The following is a 20,844-nucleotide window of genomic DNA, read 5'->3' on the forward strand; positions in this document are numbered from 1 at the left end:
TTTGATCGCCGCAGTCCTGCTGATCGGCGCGCCGGCCCATGCCCAGGAGCGGGCGGCGGATGTCAACGTCCCTGCTGCCCGGCTTGACCAGTCGATCAGGCTGCTCAGCGTGCAAAGCGGCACCAGCATCGGCTTTCACGATTCCCGCCTCGCTTCTCAGCGGGTGAAAGCCGTCCGTGGAAGATTTACGGCAGCCCAGGCGCTGGAGCGGATCCTCATGGGTACGCGGCTCGCGGCGCGCCGGGTCGCGACCAATACCTATCTCATCGAATATGTAGCACCTCCGCCCGTACGCAGCGTGGCGCGTCCCGCGCCGCGCCAGGCGGTGCCCGTGCCGCCGGACGAGACCGTCACCCCGGACATCGTCGTGACGGGCACCAAGCGGGGCGTGCCGCTGAATGTCTATCCGGGCGGAGTCCAGATCATCGACGGCGAGACGGTGTCGATGGCCGACGCCCTGCGCGGCACGGACGCAATCGGCGCGCGCGTCGCAAGCGTCGTTTCGACGCATCTCGGCCCCGGTCGCAACAAGCTGTTCATTCGCGGCATCGCTGATTCGAGCTTTGTCGGCCCCACCCAGGCGACCGTCGGGCAATATTGGGGCAATAGCCGGATCACCTACAGCGCGCCCGATCCCAGCCTGCGGCTCTACGATATCCGCAGCATCGAAGTACTCGAAGGGCCGCAAGGGACGCTCTACGGCGCCGGATCGCTCGGCGGCGTTGTCCGCGTGGTGCCCCGCGCGCCCGATCTGACGGCGCTCGGCGGGACGATTTGGAGCGGCGCGCAGGCTGTCCAGCACGGCCAGCCCGGCGTCGACGGCGGCGTTATCCTCAATCTCCCGATCGTCGAGGACCGGCTCGCCTTTCGCGCGCTCGCTTTCGGGTCGATCGATGGCGGCTATATCGACGACACCAGGCGCGGCTTGAAGGACGTGAACGATGTTCACACCATTGGTGGGCGCGCCGCGCTTCGGTTCGCGCCTGGGGATGACTGGACTTTCGATCTCAGCGGCGTCGGCCAGCGTATCGAGGGTGCCGACAGTCAATATGCCCAACGCGACGGCGATGGTCTCAGCCGCGCCAGCAGCATCGCGCAGCCCTATCGCAACGAATATTGGCTCGGCGACCTTGTGGTGCGCAAGCAATGGGGACCGCTCGAGCTGACCTCCTCGCTCGGCTATGCCCATCAATATGTCTCCGAGCAGTTCGAAGGCCCCGCATTGTCCGACCCCGCAGATCCCGAGTTGGAGCCGTTGGCCGATGCGTCTTCTGCAGCCTATGGGCAGACCGATCGGATATCGATGATCACCGCCGAAACAAGGCTCGCGCGGCGCGGGCCCGACGGTACGGGCTGGGTGATTGGCCTCAGCGTCCTTCACAACGAGGCACGGGCCAATCGTCGGATGAATGTCGGGCCGTTCGATATAGCCCTCACCGGCGTGCGCAACCAGGTGGACGAGCAGACGCTTTATGGCGAGACGTCGGTTCAGGCGGCCGACCGGCTGACGCTGACACTCGGCGGGCGGTTGACCCATTCCCGGCTGTCGGGCGATTCGGAGGATGTGCTTGAGGTTGTAGCCCTCCGCGTCGATCCCGGCGCCAACAGTGCGCGATCGGAAACGCGCCTGTTGCCTTCCGCCGCGCTCGCCTATCGGCCTACCGACAAGTTGACGCTGTTCGCGCGCTACCAGCAGGGCTTCCGTCCGGGTGGAATCGCGGTGCGGCGTGACTTCGTCCAGCGGTTCAAGGGCGACCGGATCGCGACGACGGAGGCGGGCGCCCGCTACAGCAGCAGCGATTTCAGCCTGTCGCTGAACGCCTCCTGGTCGCGCTGGAGCGATATCCAGGCCGATCTGATCGACGGGTTCGGTTTCCCGACCACCGCCAATGTCGGCGACGGGCGGGTCCTGTCGGTGGGACTGTCGTCCCGCTGGCAACCGTTTCGCGGCTTGTCGTTCGACGCGTCGCTCTATCTCAACGATAGCAGGGTGACCTCGCGAAACCTGGCCAATTTCCCCACCGAGCTCGTGGCAGGAGATTCCGACCGCCTGCCCAACGTAGCCAACGCGACGGGCCGGTTCGGATTCACTTATGCCACGCCGCTGTCGGGAAAGATGGATCTCGAGGTCAACGGCTCTGCACGATATGTCGGCAAGTCGACCTTGGGGATCGGCCCGATCCTGGGGCAGCTACAGGGCGATTATCTCGACACCAGCCTCGAGTTCAGGATCGGTACCGCACGCCGCGCCGTGACCCTGTCGCTGAACAATTTGCTCGACGCGCGCGGCAACCGCTTCGCGCTTGGATCGCCGTTCCTGGTACGGGACCGCAATCAGATCACGCCGCTTCAGCCGCGAAGCGTGAGGCTCGGCTTCGACGTCGCGTTCTAGGCGCAGGGCCATCGGGAAGAATTTAGCCGAGGGGTGGAGGAAGCCCGCGAGCCGGCGTCGTCGAACCCTCTCTGCCATCGTCCAGCCGGCGCGGAACGCGGAGTAATCAGCCGGGTCGACACGCCGGCAAGGGCCGCATAGCAGTGCAGCCGATGAACGCTCCGCCGCGACCCTCAGACAGGCACTTCCATTACGTGCTGTTCGGCCTGACCGTGCGATCGGAGATCGAACTTCCCGAGTTGCGACCGGTCGAGGCAGGCGATGCGGACGTCGATATCCGCTTGGGCGATCTTGGCGCGGCGGCACCTGCGAGAGAGGTAGCGGGGCTGACATTGACGCCCGAGGGCGTGGTGCTGTGCGTGCCGGGGATCAGCCGATATCTGATTGAGCAGGGCCGCCGGATTTTCGTCGATCCGGATAAGGGCGTGTCGCCGCGCAACGTGCGGCTATTCCTGCTCGGCTCGGCCTTTGGCGCCTTGCTGCATCAGCGCGGGCTGCTTCCGCTGCACGCGAATGCGATCGTGATTGGGGGCAGGGCGGTGGCGTTCACCGGCCGGTCCGGGGCCGGCAAATCGACGCTGGCATCGCTTTTCCACGATCGGGGGCACCGGTTGCTTTCGGACGATGTCTGCGTGATCGACTTTGACGGAGCGGGTCAGCCGATCGTCCATGCCGGCATCCCGCATATGCGGCTCTGGCGCGATTCGCTTGAGCGCAGCGGGCGAACCGCTGAGGATTTCGAAGCTGTGCTCGATGGCCGCGACAAATATACCGTGCCGGCGCGGTGGGGCGGGACGCCGGACGCAGTGCCGCTCGGTGCTGTCTTTACGCTGGCGAATGGCGGTGAGGATGCGGCGCGTGTCGCGATCCGGCAGCTGCGCGGTGCCGAGGCGTTGAATGCGCTGATCGCTAACACCTATCGCGGCCGCTATCTCGCAACACTCGGCGATTCACGGCGGCATTGGGCGACGAGCCTCGATATCGTCTCGAAAGTGCCGGTGTTCGAGCTTGACCGGCCCTGGAGCCCGGATTGGTTTGCGGCCACTGTCGATGCGGTGGAGGCGCATCTGCGTGGCGAGGCGGGATAGCCAGGCGGTTCGTCAGATCGTCGTGCGGATGAAATGCCCCGCTGCAATCGCCGGCAACAGCCGCGCGCGGTAGAGGCTTTCGGTGGCGGGGTCTTCCCAGCTTGCGGGCCATTCAGCGATCAGAGCCTGGACGCGTGGTATGTCCAGGATCGCGGTCGCTTCCGGACAATTGGCAATCGCCGCTACTTCGTCCAGCAGTTGAGGCTGGCGCTCGGTCAGCCCCTCATGCCAACCGGCGCCCTGATAGCCCCGGCGATGCTCTTCGAGCACGGTCTGGGGAAGGCGGTCGACAAGTCCTTGCCGGGCGAGGCCGCGCGCTGTGCCGCCGGCGAGGAAATGTTCGACCGGCAACGTCAGCGCGAATTCGACGAGACGGCGGTCCGCAGTCGGGTCCCTGATATCCAGCCCCCAGCCGGCCAATACCCCCTTGCCGAAATTGCCGATGTCAACGCGCTGCAGCGCCCGAAGGCGTATGGCAAAAGCATCAGCGCTCGGGCGAAGCGCTTTCGCTGCCTCGGCGCGGGCGAGTTTTGCGACGGCAGGCAGGGCGAGCCCGGGCTGGGCGTGGCGATTCCACGCGGGCAGGAAGGGCTCGACCGTCTGCTTCACCAGCCCGGGCCAGCCTCTCTTGCCGCGCCGCAACTCGGCCACGACCCGCGCCAGACGTCCCCATTGACCCCGGACGAACAGGTGCGAAAGCGCTTCCTGGCCTGAATAGCTGAAGCTCAGATTGCCCATCGAACCGGTCAGCAGGACTGACAGCCCGCGCTCGCGCGCAGCATCGTTGATCGCGCCGACCCAKGCATTGTTGCAGATGTTGGTGACGATCTGCTCGTTGAGACAAAGGTCGCGATCGAGGAAATCTAGCGGCGAAGCCCTTGGGATAGCGATCGGGATATGTTTGATGTTGGGGTAGCCCGCTGCGGTTGCCGCAGCGAGCGGACCTTCGTCGTCGATCCGGCCCGGGCCAGAAGGCGCGGGGTTGCGTGGCACTGCGGTGAAGGCGAGCCCTTCTCCACTCGTTGCGAGCAGACGCGCGGCGCTGGTGGTGACAGCCGCACTATCGAGACCACCGCTGAGATGCGCGCCGATCCGGTCGCCGGCGCCGCGCAGCCTTGTCGCGACCGCCTGGTCGAGGCGTGCGCGAAACGCCTCCTGTGCCTCGGCCGCAGTGCGGAAGGCTGGGCCAGTGCGGGACGGGCTCCAGTAGCGGCGCGAGGCGATCCCGCCCGCGGTGACGGTGAGGATGTGCCCCGGCTCGACGCGCTCCACAGCCTCGAAGAAACTGCCGATCGGCGGTGCGCGCTCGAGGAACCGGGTCACCGACGAGAGGTCGGGCCGGCGCGGGATCTCCGGCAGCGCGTGCAGGCCCGAGGGCATCGACGCGAAAGCAAAGAAGCCATTGCCGCGATGAAAATGCAGGGGCCGCTGCCCCATGAAATCGCGTGCGAGCAGAAGCCGCCTGCTGTCTCCATTCCACAAGGCGAGGGCGAAATCGCCGATCAGCCGGTCGACCGTCTCGTCCCGCCACTTGAGGAACCCGCGTATCAGGATGGCGGCGTCGCTAAGGGATTTCGCTTGTTCGGGGGCAATCGCGAGATCCGCGATCAACTCGGCCCGGTTATCGAGGCGCAGGTCGGCAACGAGTATGAGCGGGCCTTCGCGGATCGGTCCCGTATCGTACACATCTTCGGGAAGAGTCGGGAACAGGCGCCGGCCCAATGCGATGCCGTCCCCCTGCCATTGGACAGGTTCCGCCGGCGCATAGCGGGCCTGAGCAGCGAGCATGTCGGCGGATCGATCCGCGCTATCCGGTCTCCCCGAATACCCGAGGAAGCCGGCCAATGCTGTCATACCGGGGCTGGTTCCGGAGCGGCCAGGGCGACGAGCCCGTCCTTTTCGAGGTCGCGAAGGAGGAGGAGAATCTCGCTGGCGCACGCCTGCGCATCCACGTCGAACTCGGCGGCAAGCGTTGCGCACAGTTCCGATACGCGTCTCGGGCGATCGAGCAGCGCCCAGATCCGCGCCGCGGTTTCATTGAAGCTGTAATAAGTGCCGTTCTCGATATGGAGCGCGACCAGCTCGCCATCCACTTCGGCCTCCATGAGGCCGGGCAGGCGGTGCGCGACGAGATCGGTCATCGGCGCGTCAGATCAGGAACCGAAGCTGAGCGCGCCGTCGGGAACGATCGGATCAATGCTGTTCTCGGCATCGCCCGCCTTCAGGCGATCGACACGCGGAGCGACCCATTTGCGCTGCGGCGATGCAGCCGCCGGGGTCTTTGGCAATTGGTCGACTTGCTTCATTCTGCGCTCCTTCCCGGGGGCCTATAACGGCTCCCCTACAGGATGAAATCATTCGTGGCGAAATTATATCCGCCGGTCGTCGTTACGGCGATCGATATGTCGGCGATTCCGTCTCCGTCCACATCGCCTTCGACGATCCAGTCGCTCCCCGCGCCGACGACGCGCAATTCGCCGGCGACATGATTGAACGCTGCCTCGCCGATAAAGGCGAAGGCGTCATTGCCGGCGTTGGTTGTGCTGGCATCGATTGCCGACAGATCAATATGATCGCCGGTATTGAAGTCCATGATATGGTCCATCGCGCCCGCGGTGGATTCGCCGATCGCGCGGAAGTAGAAATTGTCATTGCCGCCGCCGCCGGTCATCACATCCTGACCGAGCCGGCCATAGAAGAGATCATTCCCCGCACCGCCGGTCAGCGTGTCGTTGCCCGCCCCCATCATGAAGCGGAACGCGCCATCGAGTTCGGCCGAGCCGTTGAAGGTCACGTCCTCGCCAGCGTGCAGGCCATTGGCATTGACGTTGAGCATCTTGCCGGCACCGACATTGGCGTCGTCGAGCGTGACATTGTAATCGAAGGCGGTGCCCGGCAGCGCGAACCGCGCGTCCGATGCCGAGAGCAGAACCAGGGTTTCGATGTTCGTCATCGTGCCTGCGCCGAACACCACGCCTGCTGAATAATCGCCGCGCAGACCAAGCTGATCGTCGGTGCCGCCCTGCCCATCGACATGATCCGCCGCGGTGAAACGTCCCCCATCGCCGAAGAAGAAGGCATCGCTGCCCTGGCCGCCCGTCAGGCTGTCATTGCCGAGACCGGCAAAGACGAGGAAGCTGCCATTGGTTTCGGCCGAGCCGTTGAAGGTCAGGTTTTCGCCGGCATGGAGGAGATTGGCGTTGACGGTGAGCGTCTTGCCCGCGTCGACATTGGCGTCGATCGTGGTCAGGTCGTAGCTGTAGCTGTTGCCGGCATTGTCGCCGAACCCGGTGGTGCTGCCGGAATAAATCACCAGCGTCTCGATATTGACGAGATTGCCCGCGCCGAAGGTCAGCGCGTTGGCGCCGGTATAATCGCCCTGCAGCGCGACCTGATCATCATCGCCGGCACCGCCATCGACATTGTCGAGCGGATCGAGCGCAGCGCCGAAATAGAAGCCGTCGCCGCTGCCGCCACCAGTCGCTGTGTCGTGTCCGCCGCCCTGGAGCATATAGATGTCAGTGCCGGGGCGGGCGGTGATGACATTGTCGCCCCCATCGCCGCCGAGCCGATCATCCACCGAGGTGACGCCGTTCACGGTTACGCTGACGGTACCGGTGCCGCCGCCGACCAGCGTGTAGGAAAAGCTGTCAACGGCACTGGTATTGACCGCGCCGGTGGCGGCGGCGGTGGCGGCGGTAATCAGCGAGTTGAACGCGCTGTGCGGATCATAGGTCAGCGTGCCGTCGGCGTTGAGCGACACCCTTGCACCGGAGAGCAGGGTGGTGAAATCGCCCGGATTGACCAGCACGGCTCCATTGACCGTGGCCAACGCCGGGGGCGGTCCATCAACATCGCTGTCATTGGCCAGCGTGTCGATCGAGACGATCGCATTTTCGGCGACGGTCGCGCCGGTGTCGTTCACTGCCACCGGGGCGTCGTCGACTGAGTCGACCGTGATCCCCACCACGCCGACCGTGTCTTCCGGCGTGTCGATATGATCATTATTATAGGCGGTGATCGATGCGTCGCCGGTATTGCCGACGATCAGGTCGAGATCGCCATCGCCGTCGGGGTCGCCAAGGGCGAGGAGCTCGGGGAACACGTCGCTGTCGAGAATGATCGGCGTCTGGAAGGTGCCGTCGCCATTGCCGCCCAGGATGGAGACAGTGCCCGGAAAATCTCCGTTGGAGACGACGAGATCGACAAAGCCATCGCCATTCAGGTCGCCGGCAACGACATGGGTCGGTATGCCACTTTCGGTTGTCTGATAGCCAATGGCAGCGCCAAAGGTTCCGTCGCCATTGCCCATGACGATCTCGACGCCGTTGGTGATGCTCGGGTCACTGGGATCGCCGAAGGAGGTGAAGGCGAAATCGAGAAAGCCGTCGCCGTTGAAATCGGCAACGGCCACGCTGGTGACGTTGGACGGGACGGTCACGACCTGGGTCGCGGCGGCAAAGGTGCCGTCGCCAATGCCTAGCATCAGATCGACTGAGCCGGGAGGTGCGAGTGTCGCCGAGTCGCCGATATTCCCGGCGAGCAGATCGAGGAAGCCATCGCCGTTGAAATCGCCAACCGCGAGCGCGCTGGTGAACTGGCTGGTGGTCGCTGAAAAGACCGCCGGCGCGAACACGCCGGGCGCGGTTTGCAAGATGATGGCGACCCGGCCGTTATCGGCATCGGCGGCTGCGAGATCGATCAGGCCATCGCCGTTGAAGTCGGCGGCGACCAGATCGGTGGCAAAGGGCACGTCATCGATCGCAACCGTGCTGCCGTCGATCGACGAGATATAACCGACATAACCGAAGCCGTCGGAATCATAGCTGGAGAAGCCGATATCGAGGACGCCGTCGCCGTCCAGATCGCCAAAGGCGAACGCGCTGGGCGCGCCGTCAATCTCGAAGCCGCCGACGATCGTGCCGCCCAGGACTACAATGCCGCCATTGAGCCCCAGCACGATCTCGGATAGGCCGTCAGCATCAAGATCGGCAAAAGCGAGCGCGGTCGCGGGTGTGCCGAGATCCAATGGACCCAGATCGGTAAACGCGATCTCAGTCGGTGGTGTGATCACCGCATGCGCCGAGATCGCCAGTTCGTCCGCGCCGAAATAATTCGCATCGCCCTGATAGGTCAGGCCGTTCGCCGCCGCGAGCGTTGCGTCGATCTGGTCCTGGGTGGCGGTGATGGTGATGTCGTTGCTGTTGTCGGCGCCGGCGGTGATGGCGCTGGCATCGATGCCGCCGACGACGTCGGTACGAATGTCGAGCGTGCCATGATCCACCTGGAGATGGACAGTCACCAGATCGGTCGCCGGATCGGCAGCGACACCGGTGACGAAGATGCCGGTGATCGCGACTGCCGCGTCCTCGTTAACGGTCACATCGGGCCCAACGACGATCTCGTTGGCTGGGATCAGGTCAAGGGCGACGGTCGATACCGCGGTATCGTCACCGCCGGCACCATCGACAAAGGTGAAGCTGACGGTGCGCGATTCCACCGCCAGCAAGTCGTCCGTGTTCTCGAACAAGATGCTGCCGGCTAGGAGTTCCACCGCACAGGCGCAGGCGTCTGCGTTGAAGGTGACCACCAAAGGTGCGCCGTTCACGCCGCCGCTCCAGGTGCCGACGACTTCACCCTCATAGGTGATGTCCGAGCCACTGACGCCGAGCTCGCCCGGGCCGGTGCCTTCATCGTCGATGGTCAGCTGATCGCCGGCGGTTGCGCCGGCGATCGACACGGTGAGCGTCGCGCCGTCCCAATTCGCGTTATCGTCATCGAACGCCGCATCATAGGCCAGGAAGACTGGCGGCGAACCTTCATAGAAGGTCGCGACGGCGTCGTTGCCCGGCGAGAAGAAATCGAGGTCGAGCAACGGCGCGTCGTTCACCGATGTGATGTCGATCGTCACCGTTGCTGAGCCGGTCAGGACGCCGCCGTTGCCACTGCTGCCGCCATCGTCGATGCTGAGTGTGAGCGTGGCGCTCGACGGCGGGAAATCGTCGTCGGCGGTATAGGTGACTACGCTGGTCGCATCGCCGTTGAGTAGCGCGTTGATGTCGGCGATCGTGCCACTCAGCGTGACAAGGCCGGTGTCGTTGTCGGTAATGACGACAGCGGTGCCGCCCGCCTCTAGATGGAGCACGCCATAATCGACGCCGAGGGTCACAGTGACCTGGTGTTCGCTCGCATCGGCGTCCGAAAACGAGATACCACTATTCTTGATGTCGAGAGCGACCTGCTCGGCCGCCGCGTAACCGATGACGAGCGTGGTCACGACTGGCGCATCGTTGATCGCGGTGACATCAATCACGACGTCCGCGCTTCCCGTGTCCGATCCGCCAAGCGCGATACCGCCGCCATCGACCAATGTGAACGACACGGTGCGCTGGTCGGTCGAGGGCGTGTCCGAGCTGTTGGAGAAGGCGATATTATCCATCGCCAGCTGAACCGCACAATGACAGGCATCGGCGTTGAAGGTGATGACAAGCGGATTGCCATTGTCGCCGCCGCTGAAGCTGCCAACGATCGTGCCTTCATAGGTTACGTCGGTGCCGGACACCCCAAGCTCGCCCGGGCCAGTGCCGATATTGTTGATCGTCAGCTGATCGTCGCTGCTGCCATTGGCGGCAAAGGTGATGGTCAGGGTGGCGCCATCGAAACTGCTATTGTCGTCGGTAAGCGCTGCGTTCGGCGCCAGCGTCAGGGACGAATCGCCCTCGGTGAAACTCGTGGCGGCGTCGTTGCCTGGCGAGAAGACATCGAGGTCGAGCACAGGCGCATCATTGACTGACGCCACCGTGACGGTGACGGTTCCCGAGTCAGTCCCTCCGCTAGTATCGCTCATGACATAGTCGAAACTGGCGTCGCCGTTGAAATCGGCGTCGGGCGTGAAGGTGACGGTGCCGTCGGGATTGAGCACCACCGATCCGCCGGATACGGCAGTGACGCTATCGATCACCAGCGTTTCCCCGGGCGCCACATCGTCATTGCCGAGGATATCGGCGGCAGCATAGGTCACGGGCGTGTCTTCGATCGCTGCGAGATTGTCATCCACTGCCTCGACAGCGGCGGCGATCACCGGGGAGACGGAAGCGATTCTCGGATCAGCGGTCGAGGCGAGCGCGCTGAGTTCGACGCTCTGTCCGTGGATATGCAGATCGGCTGAGCCGAGAAAGTCAGCGGCGGCGGTGATCTTCAGCTGGTCGGTGCCGGAGGCGAGCCCATCCAGAAAGGTTGCATCGGCCGGATCGGTGCGGTCGATCACCCGCGCACCGGTGGGGTCGCCGCCCGCGCGGCGGTCCGCCGACAGCATAAAGCCTTCGGGAAGCCGGTCGATGGTGACTGAGTTGAGTGCCTCCGAGCCGTCGAGGTCGGTTAGATTGACGGTGATGGTCGCGGTCGCGTTGCTCGACTCAGTCTCATTGCTGTCGATGGAGATATAGCTGAAGTCTGTAGCGCCGCTCCAATTGGCGTCGGGGACGAAATATAGGGGCAGCGTCCAGCGACCGAGATCAATGTCGAAATCCGAGGCGCCATAATCGTCACCAATCGTGGCCGGATTGGCGAATTGATCGAAGAGCGTACCGTGCAAGGGGAGGCTATTGAGGCGAAAAATCGCCGCGATGCCGTCGGCATCTTCCATGTCAAAGGCAGTGAGGGTTATGGTAATCAGCCCGGCGTCTTCGTCGCCCATGGTCGCGACATCGTCTGCCACTGGCACAGTGTTTGCCATTTTATATCCCCCCGATGCCGAATTCCGCCCCCAGCGGATCGTACAGACCTGAATAACTAAGTTAATTAATAAAGCGCTCCGAGTCCATGCCAGGCGCAGCGCGAACACCAGCCAGACCGGCGCAGCCTGTTTCCCCTTGCCGACGGCAAGATTTCAACTGCCATTTCCTATCGCGCGAAAAGCTTCTAAGGGGCGCCGATGGCATCGTATAAAGAACCCTCCTTCAAGGACCGCGCCGCGCTTTCCGCGCAGGCCAAGCAATCCGCACTTGAGAAACTCAAGGCAAAGGCGCCGATCGATCCGGCCGTCGCCGCCGAACGCGCAGCCGCACGTGCGGCGAAGGAAGCCGCCGAGGCCGAGAAGCGCGCTGCCAAAAAGGCGGCGATGGAGCAGGCGAAGCTCGACAAGATCGCCAAGGCCGAAGCAGCGAAGCTCGAAGTCGCACAGCAGGCCGTCCGCGCCGAGTTGACCGAAGCCGAGAAAAAGGCGGCGCGCGACGCGCGCTACGCGGCCCGCAAGAAGCGCAAATAACACGAGGCGCGGGCCGCCTGGCCCGCACTCAGCTTCAGTCGAGCGCGCGCCGCAATATATTGGCGGCGTATTGGAAGGCCGTTTCCGAAGGGATGCGGTCTTCTTCCTGCAGCATTTCGTCCACCGCAAAGCCGATCTCAATTGAGAGACGGAGGCGCTGCCAAAGCTCGTCGTGGTCGATATCGGGCATATGCCGCGCATAGGCCTCGACCAGCCGATCAGTAACATAGCGGTGCGATTCGACCCGGATATGAACGAGGCGGGGTGAGGCGTGGAGTGCGCGCAGGATCCAGACCGCGCCGGGCTCGCTCGCGGTCACGGCAGCGGTGTCGCGCATCAGATCGACGATATGCGCGCTGAAAGCATCGGGTCCGCCGTCCTCGTTACGCTCGATCCATTGCTCCAGCACGACATTCTGCCGGTTCATCAATCGGCGGGCGAGGGCCTCGAGCACGGCATATTTGTCATCGAAATAGCGATAGAGCGCGGGCGGGGTCAGCCCGGCGCGTGCGCAGATCATATTGGTCGAGATCGCGTCCATGCCGACCTCGGCCAGCAATTCGCCGGCGACGCGCAGCAACAAATCATAGGTCTGCTGGGATCGCTCCTGCCGCGGCAGGGGCCGCGACGGCGTCGCAAGATCGGGTTGGGCCGCCTTCATGGGGGCCACTTACGCCGCGCGCCTTCGGAATTGAAGGCCAACAACAATTAAAGTGCTGGCCAGGATGCACGCGGCGCCCATCCACAGCACATTGCCGACCTGCTTCTCGCCGACCAGCAGCGACGCCAGCAACGGGCCAAGGCTCGATCCGATGAGCTGCGCACCGCCGATCAGGGTCGCAGCGCGGCGGGTTGGGTCGGCGATGATCACCAGCTCGAGCTGGAACGGCATGATGAACATCCACAGGAAGCCGAACATTCCGGTGGCAGCGAGGAACAGCGCCGCCGCCGGCCCAGCGCCGAATATGGCGAGCAGAACGAGGTTCAAGGCGGCCGTGGCCAGCACCACCCATAATGCCTTTACCCGCCCGACGATCAGTGTTGCGAGGAGCGCACCCGCAACCTGCGCGCCCAGCCCGATCGGCACCGCAAGCGCGACAGCACCGGAATCGACGCCGCCCCGGATCGCGAGCGGTTCGAGATAGACCCATAGGCCGACGACAAAGGCGAGGTAGATCAGGACGCTGATCAGCGCCGCCATACCCGCGCGTGGTGGCAAGGCTGTTGCTTCCTCACCACGATCGAGCGGCGGATAGCTGCGCGGCAGGAAAGGCAGGCAGAGCAGGGCGATCAGGCTGATCGCACCCAAAGCGAGGAATCCGCCATGCGCGCCGGACACGGGGATGACATTCGCCAGGATCGCCGCGACGCCGAACTGCGCCAGCGTCTGCGTCATCAGAAAGATGCCGGCCCAGCGTTCAGGTATCGCCGTGCGGGCGATCAAACCGATCGTGATCCAGATCAGAACGCCGCTCGCCAGCCCGGCGACAACCCGCGCCAGCATGACCTCTCCACCCGACAGCGAGGGCGTCACGTAATCGGCCAGAACGACAATGATCGTTGCCGCGGCCGTGATCGTGCGCAGGCGGACAGGCTTAATCAGCAGCCCGATCCCGCCCGCCGCCAGCCCCATCGCGAGCAGTTCGATCGTTGCAGTCAGGCCTAACTGCGTATCGCTAAGCCTGCCTTCCCGTGCCAGCGCGCCGAGCAATTGCGGCTGGAGGCCGGCGATCAGCACACCGACGATCCCGACGATCATCACCGCCGAGATCGAGGATGCCGACCAGCGGCCCGGGCTCATCGCGCGCGACCGCGCGCGGAAACCGGCCAGATCTCGATCAGCGTGTTGTCGCGGACGACATGGTAGAAATCATAGAGGTTCACCGTCGGGTCGCAGTGCGGCACGACCAGGGTGACTCGCCGGCCGATCGGCAGATGCGCCTCCGCCCCGATCAGCGCTGAATGCTCGTCGCCCATGAACAGGAAATGCGCGTTGGCCGGCGCTCCGTCCGCGACCGATGGCGAGCCGCCATCGGTCGATAGAGACTTGAAACCGGCGTCGATCGTGGAAAGCCCCGGCGTGTTCGCGCTGACCACGCTCGCATCGACGAACAGCGACGTCTCGAATGGCGCCGCGCCGTCGCCGGTCAGGTCGCAGTCATTATATTGCCGGTCCATGAAGACATAGGAACCGACCTGCAATTCGGTGAACACGCCGAGGTCGAGATCGATCGCGTGCGTGCCCGTGCCGCCGCCCGTCACGATATCGGGCGCGAACCCGGCCTCGGTGAGCGCACCGATCACCACACTGAGATAGGCGGTGCGCTCCTCGATCGCGGCGCGGCGCGCGGCATAGTCTTCGATATGCTGCTGGAGCCCGCAATAATATTGGAGTCCGCGATAGCGCAGCCCCGGCTCGGCGGCGATTGTCTGTGCCAGCGCAACGGCGGCATCGGGCGAGGCGACGCCGGTGCGGTGAATGCCCGGATCGAGATCGATGAAGACGCCGATCACCTGCCCCGCCTCGGAAGCGGCATGGCCAATCGCGGCAACATTGTCGGGATTATCGACCGCCACGCTCAGCCCATCCGACACGGCGTCGAGCGCGATCAACCTGGCGATCGCCTGTGGAGTGACCACCGGCGAGGTGATGTGCAGCCCGGCGATCCCGCCCTCGGCCAGCGCTTCCGCCTCGCCGAGCTTGGCGCAGCACAGCCCGACTGCGCCGGCGGCGATCTGGCGGCGGCCGATCGCGACGCTCTTGTGCGTCTTGGCGTGCGGCCGCAGCGTCACGCCGCGTGCTTTCGCCAGCGCAGCCATCGTCGCGATGTTGCGATCGAGCACCTCGCGGTCGAGCACCAGCACCGGCGTGTTGAGTGCCGCGCGGGAGCCCTGTTGGCCGATCAGTGAGGCGTGAAGCGCATAATCGTCCATCAGGCAAACAACTCCGAAAGATGAGGATTGAGGAACTTGCCTGAAGGATCGTGCAGCCGCCTGACCGCGCGATATCGCTCCGCCTGGGGATAGAGCAGGTCGACATCGGCGCGGCTGAGCGTGTGGCGCTTCGCCCAATGCGGCCGGCCGCCATGCGCGCGGAAGATCGCCTCGGCATCGGCAAAGGCCTCCTGCCAGGGCATCTTGTGATATTGGTGCATCGAGATCGAGTTGCAGGCCCCGGCATTCATCGGGCTCATCCAGATATCATCGCCCGCGACCAGCCGATATTCGAACGGGAAGGCGACCGGCTGGCGCTTGCGGCGGATCCACGCGATCACCTCCTGCAGCGCCGCCATGCCGGCTGCCTCGGGCACTTCATATTCCATCTCTTCGAAGCGTACCGTACGGTCCGACGGGAAGATCAGATGAGCCGGCCCCCGCCGGCTGTTGTTCAGCGATTGCCGCATGATCAGCCGCTGCAGGCTCGGCGTAAGGATGGGGAGCGCCTTGCAGAGATTGCAGATCCGGCGAAATGCGGTCTCCTCGATGTCGGTGGTCGAGGCCGGCGGGTCGCAGGGGTCAGTCACGTCCAGCGTCTTGAAGATCGCCAGGTCGGCATAGGGGAAGACCCAGAATTCGACATGGCGATGCTGGTCGCACAGCTCCGAGAAATGCGTCGCGAGCTCGGCCAGCGGGCGCTTCTCGACCCGCTCGACCAGGTGATAGGCGGGAATCACATCGATCTCGATGTCGAGCGAGATACCGAACAGGCCGAGCGACAGTCGCTGCGCCTCGAACAGCTCCGGCTCTTCGGTCGGACTGACCCGGATCACGCTGCCATCGGCGCGCATCAGCCGGACGCTCCGCACCAGGGTGGCAAGCGAGCCGAGGCCTCGCCCGGTGCCATGAGTCCCGGTCGAGGTCGAGCCGGCCAGCGACTGCGGATTGACGTCTCCCTGATTGGGAAGCGACAGGCCCTCTTCCCAGAGCGCCGCGGTCAGCCGCTTCAGGCTCCAGCCCGCCGGCGCGGTGATCGTCTTGCGATCGGGCGCGATCCTGAGAGCGCCCGGCATATCCTCGAGATTCACCAGCAGGCCGTCGGTCGCGCATAGCGGCATGAAGGAGTGGCTGGCGCCTGTTGCGCGCACCTTGCCCGCAGCCGCGACGGCGGCAGCCAGTTCCGCCTCGTCGCGCGGACGCAGGATCCGCTGCGGCGTGGTCTTTACGCTGCCCGACCAGTTGGACCAGGCGTTCACCAGGCGGTTCCGGTAGCGGCATCCGGCTTTGTCTCAACGGTGCAGGCGCCTTTCAGCGTGATAATCCAGTCAGCGATCATTGCGACTCCTTCCTGATGTTCCAGAGAGCGGCCCAGTTCGGGCATCATTTCGCCCGGATCGGTGCTCGCGAGCCGATAGGAGATGATCGAGCGCTCGGGATGGCCGGGCACGATATCGAACGGCCGGTTGCCGGTGCCACGCCCAGCCGCGACCGGCGGCTTGCACGCACCGATCAGCCTTGGATCGAGCGTCTTCGCGTCAAGCCACAGCCCGGATGTCCGCGCCGGACCAGCGGCATTGTGGCAATGCGCGCAATTGACATCGAGATAGGCGCGCGCGCGTTCCCCGATCGGTGCCGCCGCGTCCTGCCAATTGGCCTCGCGCGGCACGTCGGCACCGGGAAGTCCCGTCAGATAGCCGATCGCCGCCAGCCGCTGAAGCTGGTTGATCTCCCCCCCCGGCCCGCCGAACGGGCGGTTGAGGTGCCGCGCCTTGAGCCCGATCGGGAAAAGCTTGCGGTCGTGAAAATCGGCGGTGTGGCACCCCGCGCATTGATTGGCGTTGGGCACTGAATAGACGAACGGCGTGTGCTTCGATCCGTCGACCAGATCGAGCGGAATATCCTCGCCGGTCCGGTCGAGCTTCGCCTCGGTCTGATCGGCGTTCCACACATAAGGCAGCGCCTCCCAGCCATTCGCGCGCCGCACCAGCAGCCGGGTCTCGATCAGGCGGACATGGCGCAAATCGAGGCCATCGATACCGCGCTGATAGGTCGCCGGCGTCATCTTGACGACGGTTGTGCTCTCGCCCGGCTTCGCCGCTGAATTCGGCACGGTATAATAAAAAGTCTTGGTGACGATCGTGCCGACCGGAAAGTCGAAGGCCTTTTCCGCATCATATTTTGCCGCCGCGCCTTTGGGCATCCAGACAGTCCGCCATTTCTGCGCATAGTCGCTGAACAAAGGCGTTTGCAGTTCATAGGTGACCATGCCCTGATGCGGCGAGATCCGGCCGTCCTTCACCGTGAACAGCCCCCAATCAGCGAGCGATTCCGGGTTGTCGGTGGCGTGGAAAGTCACCTGGTCGGGTCGATTGGCGCAGCCCGCGAGCAAAAGGGCGCCCAGCATGAAGGCCAGGAGGCGAGTCATGCGGGCGGTCACTTTTCCTTTGTCATCGCGTCCGGCAGTTTGATCTCCGGGAGGCGCGCCTTGGGCGCGCAATCCGCGACCTGCATATGCGGGTTGGCGAGCTTGCCCGGCAGATCGATGTTCAGCATTTTCGCAGCGCCATTCTGCACGCAGATCCCTGCGTCGGCGACCTTGGGATTGGTGAAACCGTCCCAAAGCACATCCGGCAGCCGGCCGCCGCCAAGCGCCATCAGCGGCGCGTATTTCGCCGGCGGCTTGTCGCCGCCGCCGGTGAAGCGGTTGCCGGTAACATAGATGTTCTCGGGGAAAGGATCATAGGCCGCAGCGATTCCGCCCTTGGTGCCGAACCCGGTCGAATAATAGCTCGAGATGATCACATTCGCGGTCTGGTTACCGGTGATGTCGTTATCGAAAATCTCGACCTCGTCGTTCGAATTGACGATCACGCCCGATCCCGGCGGAACCGAGCTCACCGCGCTGCCCGCTGCGCCGAAATTGACGTGGTTGTTGACCTTGACCGAGTTCTTGAACACCCGCGTCTTGCTGCCGGGCACCGGCAAATTGGGCATGTTGAACACCAGGATGCCGCCGGTATTGCCCGCCGCTGTGTTGCCATAGACATCCGCGCCGGTTGAGTTCTCGATCTCGATGCCCGCGACGTTGCCCCTGGCGCGGTTGTTGCGGACGATGATGTTGTTCGATTGGCCGACATAGATGCCGGCATCCGAGGCACCCTTCACCACGCTGCCCTCGATCAGCACATTGGTGACCTGCACCGGATACAGGCCGTACGCGCCATTCGAGGTCTTGCCGCCGCCGGTCCATTCGGCCCGAACGCGGCGGATCACTGCGTTCTTCGTGCCGTTGATCTTGAGCGCGTCGCCCTTCGAATCCTCGATCGCAAGGTCCTGGATCGTGAAGTCGTCACCCGTGACGAGAATGCCTTCAGCACCCGAGCTCTGCTTCGCGAAGGACAGGATCGACTGCTTCATCCCGGCGCCTTTAATCGTCACGCCATTGGCGGTGAGGCTGAGGCTGCGCGACAGGGCGAATTTCCCCGCCGGAATCTCGATCACGTCACCGGGCTTCGCGTCGAGCAGCTTCTCCTGGAGCTTCTTCTCGAAATCGGGGTCGATGGTGAATCCATTGGCGTCGGTCTTCGCGCCGCCACAAGCGGACAGCAAGGCGAGCGCGGCGCCGGAGGCGAGAAGCAGCGAGTGCCTGATCATGCGGGACATCCTCGGTTATTTTCTAGAACTTCAAACCGAGTTCGACGCCGAAAGTGGCCGGCTCGTCAAGCCGGACATAAGGCGTATGGAAGATATCGGCGCTGATATCGTTCAACGTCCGCGGTATCTGGTCGCCCAGGATATTGTCCCCGAACACAGAGACAGTCACATGATCGCCCGCAAAGCCGTAGCCGATCCGGGCATTGGCGATGTTGCGATCGGCATAGACTTTTTTCAGCTTCGAATAATCGACATAGGGCGCGATCCCGGCGAGCAGCACCAGGTCTGAATCGTTCATCCGGACCTTCGATGTGTAGCTGTAGCTCGCATCGGCGAAGATCCTGCCGCCGCCGCCGAGACGGTGGTTGTAATGCGCGCTCAGGACGCCGCGGAACGAAGGTTCGCCGGTCGGCTGGCCCGAAATGTCGACGCCGCGCTCAGTCCGCGTCACCCATGTCGAATCGATATAGCCGCCAGTCAGCCCGAGCGTCAGGTCGCGGGTCAGCACGAACTGGGTCTCGAAATCGATTCCCCAAGCCTGCGAATCTCCTGAAACCGTTACATATTGCGGCAGCGCGCTGCTGCTGCTGGTTTCGAGACTGATCGACTGCCGGTTCTTGTATTTGAAATAATAGCCCGACGCGTTCAGCCGCACTCGGCGATCGAACAGTTCGGATTTCACGCCGCCTTCGAAATTCCAGACATTTTCGGGCCGGAAGAAGGAGTTGATCTGCTGGCTGTTGAAGCCGCCTGCCTTGTAACCGCGCGAGGCCGAGGCATAGAGCAGCACGTCCTTGTTCGGCTTGTAATTGAGCACGAAGCGCGGGCTGACATCGTTGAAACTCTCGGTGCGCCGGAACGGCACGCCCTCGAGCGCACCTTCGTCGAAGATCACCCCGTTAGGGCCGACCGTCGCGTCGAAGAAATCGGCGACGCTGAAATTGACCGCATCGGGAAAGGCCGGAACGCCGAGGATCGCGTTGTACAGCGCGCCCGGCGCCATGATCGTCGAGAGGGCAGGGGCGATATAGGGGCCGTTCTCCCAGCCGAAGCTCTTGCGGTCATGGGTGTAGCGAATGCCCGCGGTCACTGAGAACTGCGAGTTGATATCGTAGGTGGCATCGCCATAGACCGCGAAGGATTTGTTGCGCGCGTCATTGTTCATGTCCTCGCGGAACGTGTGGCCGAACACCGGCAGGCCGGTGCTGTCGAGGATCGAGAAGATCGGGAAGCCGGCCACTTCGCCCAGCAGGCGGTCGAGCGAATCCGTCAGCAGGGTCGCCGCGCTGGTCTGGGTGCCATGTTCCCAATAATAGCTCGCACCGAGCAGCGCCTTGAGACTGTCGCCGTCATAGGAAAGGCGGAGCTCCTGATAGAAGCTCTTGTTGTGCTCGATATTCTCGGTGTCGAAATAGCGGGTCGGGTCGTTGGTGCCGTCCTCGTCCTCGCGATTATGCGTCTGGAACGCCTTGTAGGCGCTGATGCTGGTCAGCGAGACTGGCCCGAAATCATGCCGGCCGGTCAGGGTCACGGCATTCAGGATCCGCGTCTCGCGGTTGCCGATCACGTCATTGGTGAAGGGGCCGTACGGATCCTGGCTCAGCGCAAAGCTGCTGACGCCGATCGAGGCCGGCCCGTCCTTCTTCGTGTCGTCATGATCATAGGCCAGCACGAAGTCGGTCGAGGTCGACGGCGCCCAGCGCAACGCAGCCCGGCCCGACATATTGTGCTGGCGCTCGCGGTCTTCGCCGGTGACGGCGTCGTGGAGATAGCCGTTGCGCCGGTTGAACACGCCGTTGACGCGGAGATAGAGCGTGTCGCTGATCGGCACATTGCCGGTCGCGTCGATCCGCACCTTGCCATAGCTGCCGCCCTGGATCGTCCCGAATGCAGTGAGCTGATCGCTCGGCTTGTTGGTGACGATCGAGATCGCCCCGGCCGAGGTGTTGCGCCCGAACAGCGTGCCCTGCGGCCCCTTGAGCACTTCGACACGCGCGATATCGTTGAAGAAGATCAGCGCGGATCCCGATCGCGCCGCATAGACGCCGTCAACGAAGATGCCGACCGAAGGCTCGGTGCCGATGCCGAAATCATCGGTCTTCACGCCGCGGATCGTGTAGGAGGGCTGCGTCACCGACGTATCGTTGATCTCGAGCCCCGGCGTGAAATTATCGAGATCGCCGACGCTTTGCGCATCGAGCGCCTTGATCGATTCAGCGGTGAAGGCGGTTACGCTGATCGGCACGTCCTGAAGCGACTGCTCGCGCCGCTGCGAGGTGACGACGATGTCGGGCAGTTCCGGCCCGGCCTGGGTCTGATCCGTAGCGGTGGGTGTCGCCTGCTGTGCAAAGGCGGGCAGGGCCCAGACAAGTGCGCTGATCGATATGAGCGATCCCGGAATCCGCTTCCTCATCCTCTGTCTCCCCTTGCGGCGAAAAGGAAAGCTATCGCTATCGTAATGCCTTTGCCAAGCGTTATTTTGCTCCGGCCCAGCCACAAGCTTAAGG

At 64.0% G+C, this 20,844-nt stretch carries 14 protein-coding genes; 3 read left to right on the top strand and 11 right to left on the bottom strand.

The features are described from left to right. Position 1 precedes the first annotated feature (1 nt). Complete coding sequence (locus AC1DVS_RS24215) at positions 2–2,392, top strand: TonB-dependent receptor (protein WP_478027057.1); 2,391 nt, start codon at positions 2–4, stop codon at positions 2,390–2,392. 152 nt (positions 2,393–2,544) lie between these two features. After that, positions 2,545–3,480 (top strand): HPr kinase/phosphorylase, encoded by a 936-nt coding sequence (locus tag AC1DVS_RS24220; RefSeq protein ID WP_478027058.1) that lies wholly within the window; start codon positions 2,545–2,547, stop codon positions 3,478–3,480. Between the two features lie 12 nt (positions 3,481–3,492). On the opposite strand, the gene AC1DVS_RS24225 is transcribed toward AC1DVS_RS24220, so the two are convergent. The 4 genes from AC1DVS_RS24225 to AC1DVS_RS24240 all read right to left on the bottom strand — a co-directional run bounded on the left by AC1DVS_RS24225 (position 3,493) and on the right by AC1DVS_RS24240 (position 11,215). Next, a complete protein-coding gene (locus tag AC1DVS_RS24225) occupies positions 3,493–5,268 on the bottom strand; it encodes an asparagine synthetase B family protein (protein WP_478027059.1) in 1,776 nt (591 codons plus the stop codon). Between the two features lie 62 nt (positions 5,269–5,330). Beyond that, positions 5,331–5,621: a PqqD family protein gene (locus AC1DVS_RS24230; RefSeq protein WP_478027060.1), complete on the bottom strand. Its 291-nt coding sequence runs from the start codon at positions 5,619–5,621 to the stop codon at positions 5,331–5,333. Positions 5,622–5,633: 12 nt separating this feature from the next. After that, positions 5,634–5,786 carry a hypothetical protein gene (locus AC1DVS_RS24235; RefSeq protein WP_478027061.1) on the bottom strand — a complete coding sequence of 51 codons (153 nt, stop codon included), beginning with the start codon at positions 5,784–5,786 and terminating at the stop codon, positions 5,634–5,636. A gap of 35 nt (positions 5,787–5,821) precedes the next feature. Beyond that, the gene (locus AC1DVS_RS24240; RefSeq protein WP_478027062.1) at positions 5,822–11,215 is read right to left on the bottom strand and encodes a beta strand repeat-containing protein; all 5,394 of its coding nucleotides are present in this window, start codon (positions 11,213–11,215) and stop codon (positions 5,822–5,824) included. Between the two features lie 198 nt (positions 11,216–11,413). On the opposite strand from AC1DVS_RS24240, the gene AC1DVS_RS24245 reads away from it, so the two are divergent. Then, positions 11,414–11,746: a DUF6481 family protein gene (locus tag AC1DVS_RS24245; RefSeq protein WP_478027063.1), complete on the top strand. Its 333-nt coding sequence runs from the start codon at positions 11,414–11,416 to the stop codon at positions 11,744–11,746. Between the two features lie 34 nt (positions 11,747–11,780). Here the strand turns inward: AC1DVS_RS24245 and AC1DVS_RS24250 are convergent, their stop codons facing one another. The 7 genes from AC1DVS_RS24250 to AC1DVS_RS24280 are packed head-to-tail and all read right to left on the bottom strand — an operon-like array spanning position 11,781 to position 20,750. After that, positions 11,781–12,407, bottom strand: a complete 627-nt coding sequence (locus AC1DVS_RS24250; protein WP_478027064.1) for a TetR/AcrR family transcriptional regulator — start codon at positions 12,405–12,407, stop codon at positions 11,781–11,783. Positions 12,408–12,416: 9 nt separating this feature from the next. Further along, on the bottom strand, positions 12,417–13,547 hold the full coding sequence (locus tag AC1DVS_RS24255) for a hypothetical protein (protein WP_478027065.1): 1,131 nt from the start codon (positions 13,545–13,547) through the stop codon (positions 12,417–12,419). After that, on the bottom strand, positions 13,544–14,680 hold the full coding sequence (locus AC1DVS_RS24260) for a DSD1 family PLP-dependent enzyme (RefSeq protein WP_478027066.1): 1,137 nt from the start codon (positions 14,678–14,680) through the stop codon (positions 13,544–13,546). Before AC1DVS_RS24260 ends, AC1DVS_RS24255 begins: the two co-directional genes overlap by 4 nt. After that, positions 14,680–15,939 (bottom strand): D-arabinono-1,4-lactone oxidase, encoded by a 1,260-nt coding sequence (locus AC1DVS_RS24265; protein WP_478027067.1) that lies wholly within the window; start codon positions 15,937–15,939, stop codon positions 14,680–14,682. The genes AC1DVS_RS24260 and AC1DVS_RS24265 overlap by 1 nt, the downstream gene beginning before the upstream one ends. After that, on the bottom strand, positions 15,936–17,108 hold the full coding sequence (locus AC1DVS_RS24270; RefSeq protein WP_478027068.1) for an SO2930 family diheme c-type cytochrome: 1,173 nt from the start codon (positions 17,106–17,108) through the stop codon (positions 15,936–15,938). The genes AC1DVS_RS24265 and AC1DVS_RS24270 overlap by 4 nt, the downstream gene beginning before the upstream one ends. A gap of 8 nt (positions 17,109–17,116) precedes the next feature. Next, positions 17,117–18,337 (bottom strand): parallel beta-helix domain-containing protein, encoded by a 1,221-nt coding sequence (locus tag AC1DVS_RS24275; protein ID WP_478027069.1) that lies wholly within the window; start codon positions 18,335–18,337, stop codon positions 17,117–17,119. A 22-nt stretch (positions 18,338–18,359) separates the two neighbouring features. Next, positions 18,360–20,750 (bottom strand): TonB-dependent receptor, encoded by a 2,391-nt coding sequence (locus tag AC1DVS_RS24280; protein ID WP_478027070.1) that lies wholly within the window; start codon positions 20,748–20,750, stop codon positions 18,360–18,362. Between the last annotated feature and the right edge of the window lie 94 nt (positions 20,751–20,844).

It is taken from the genome of Sphingomonas sp. P3_C5 (genome assembly GCF_056402635.1).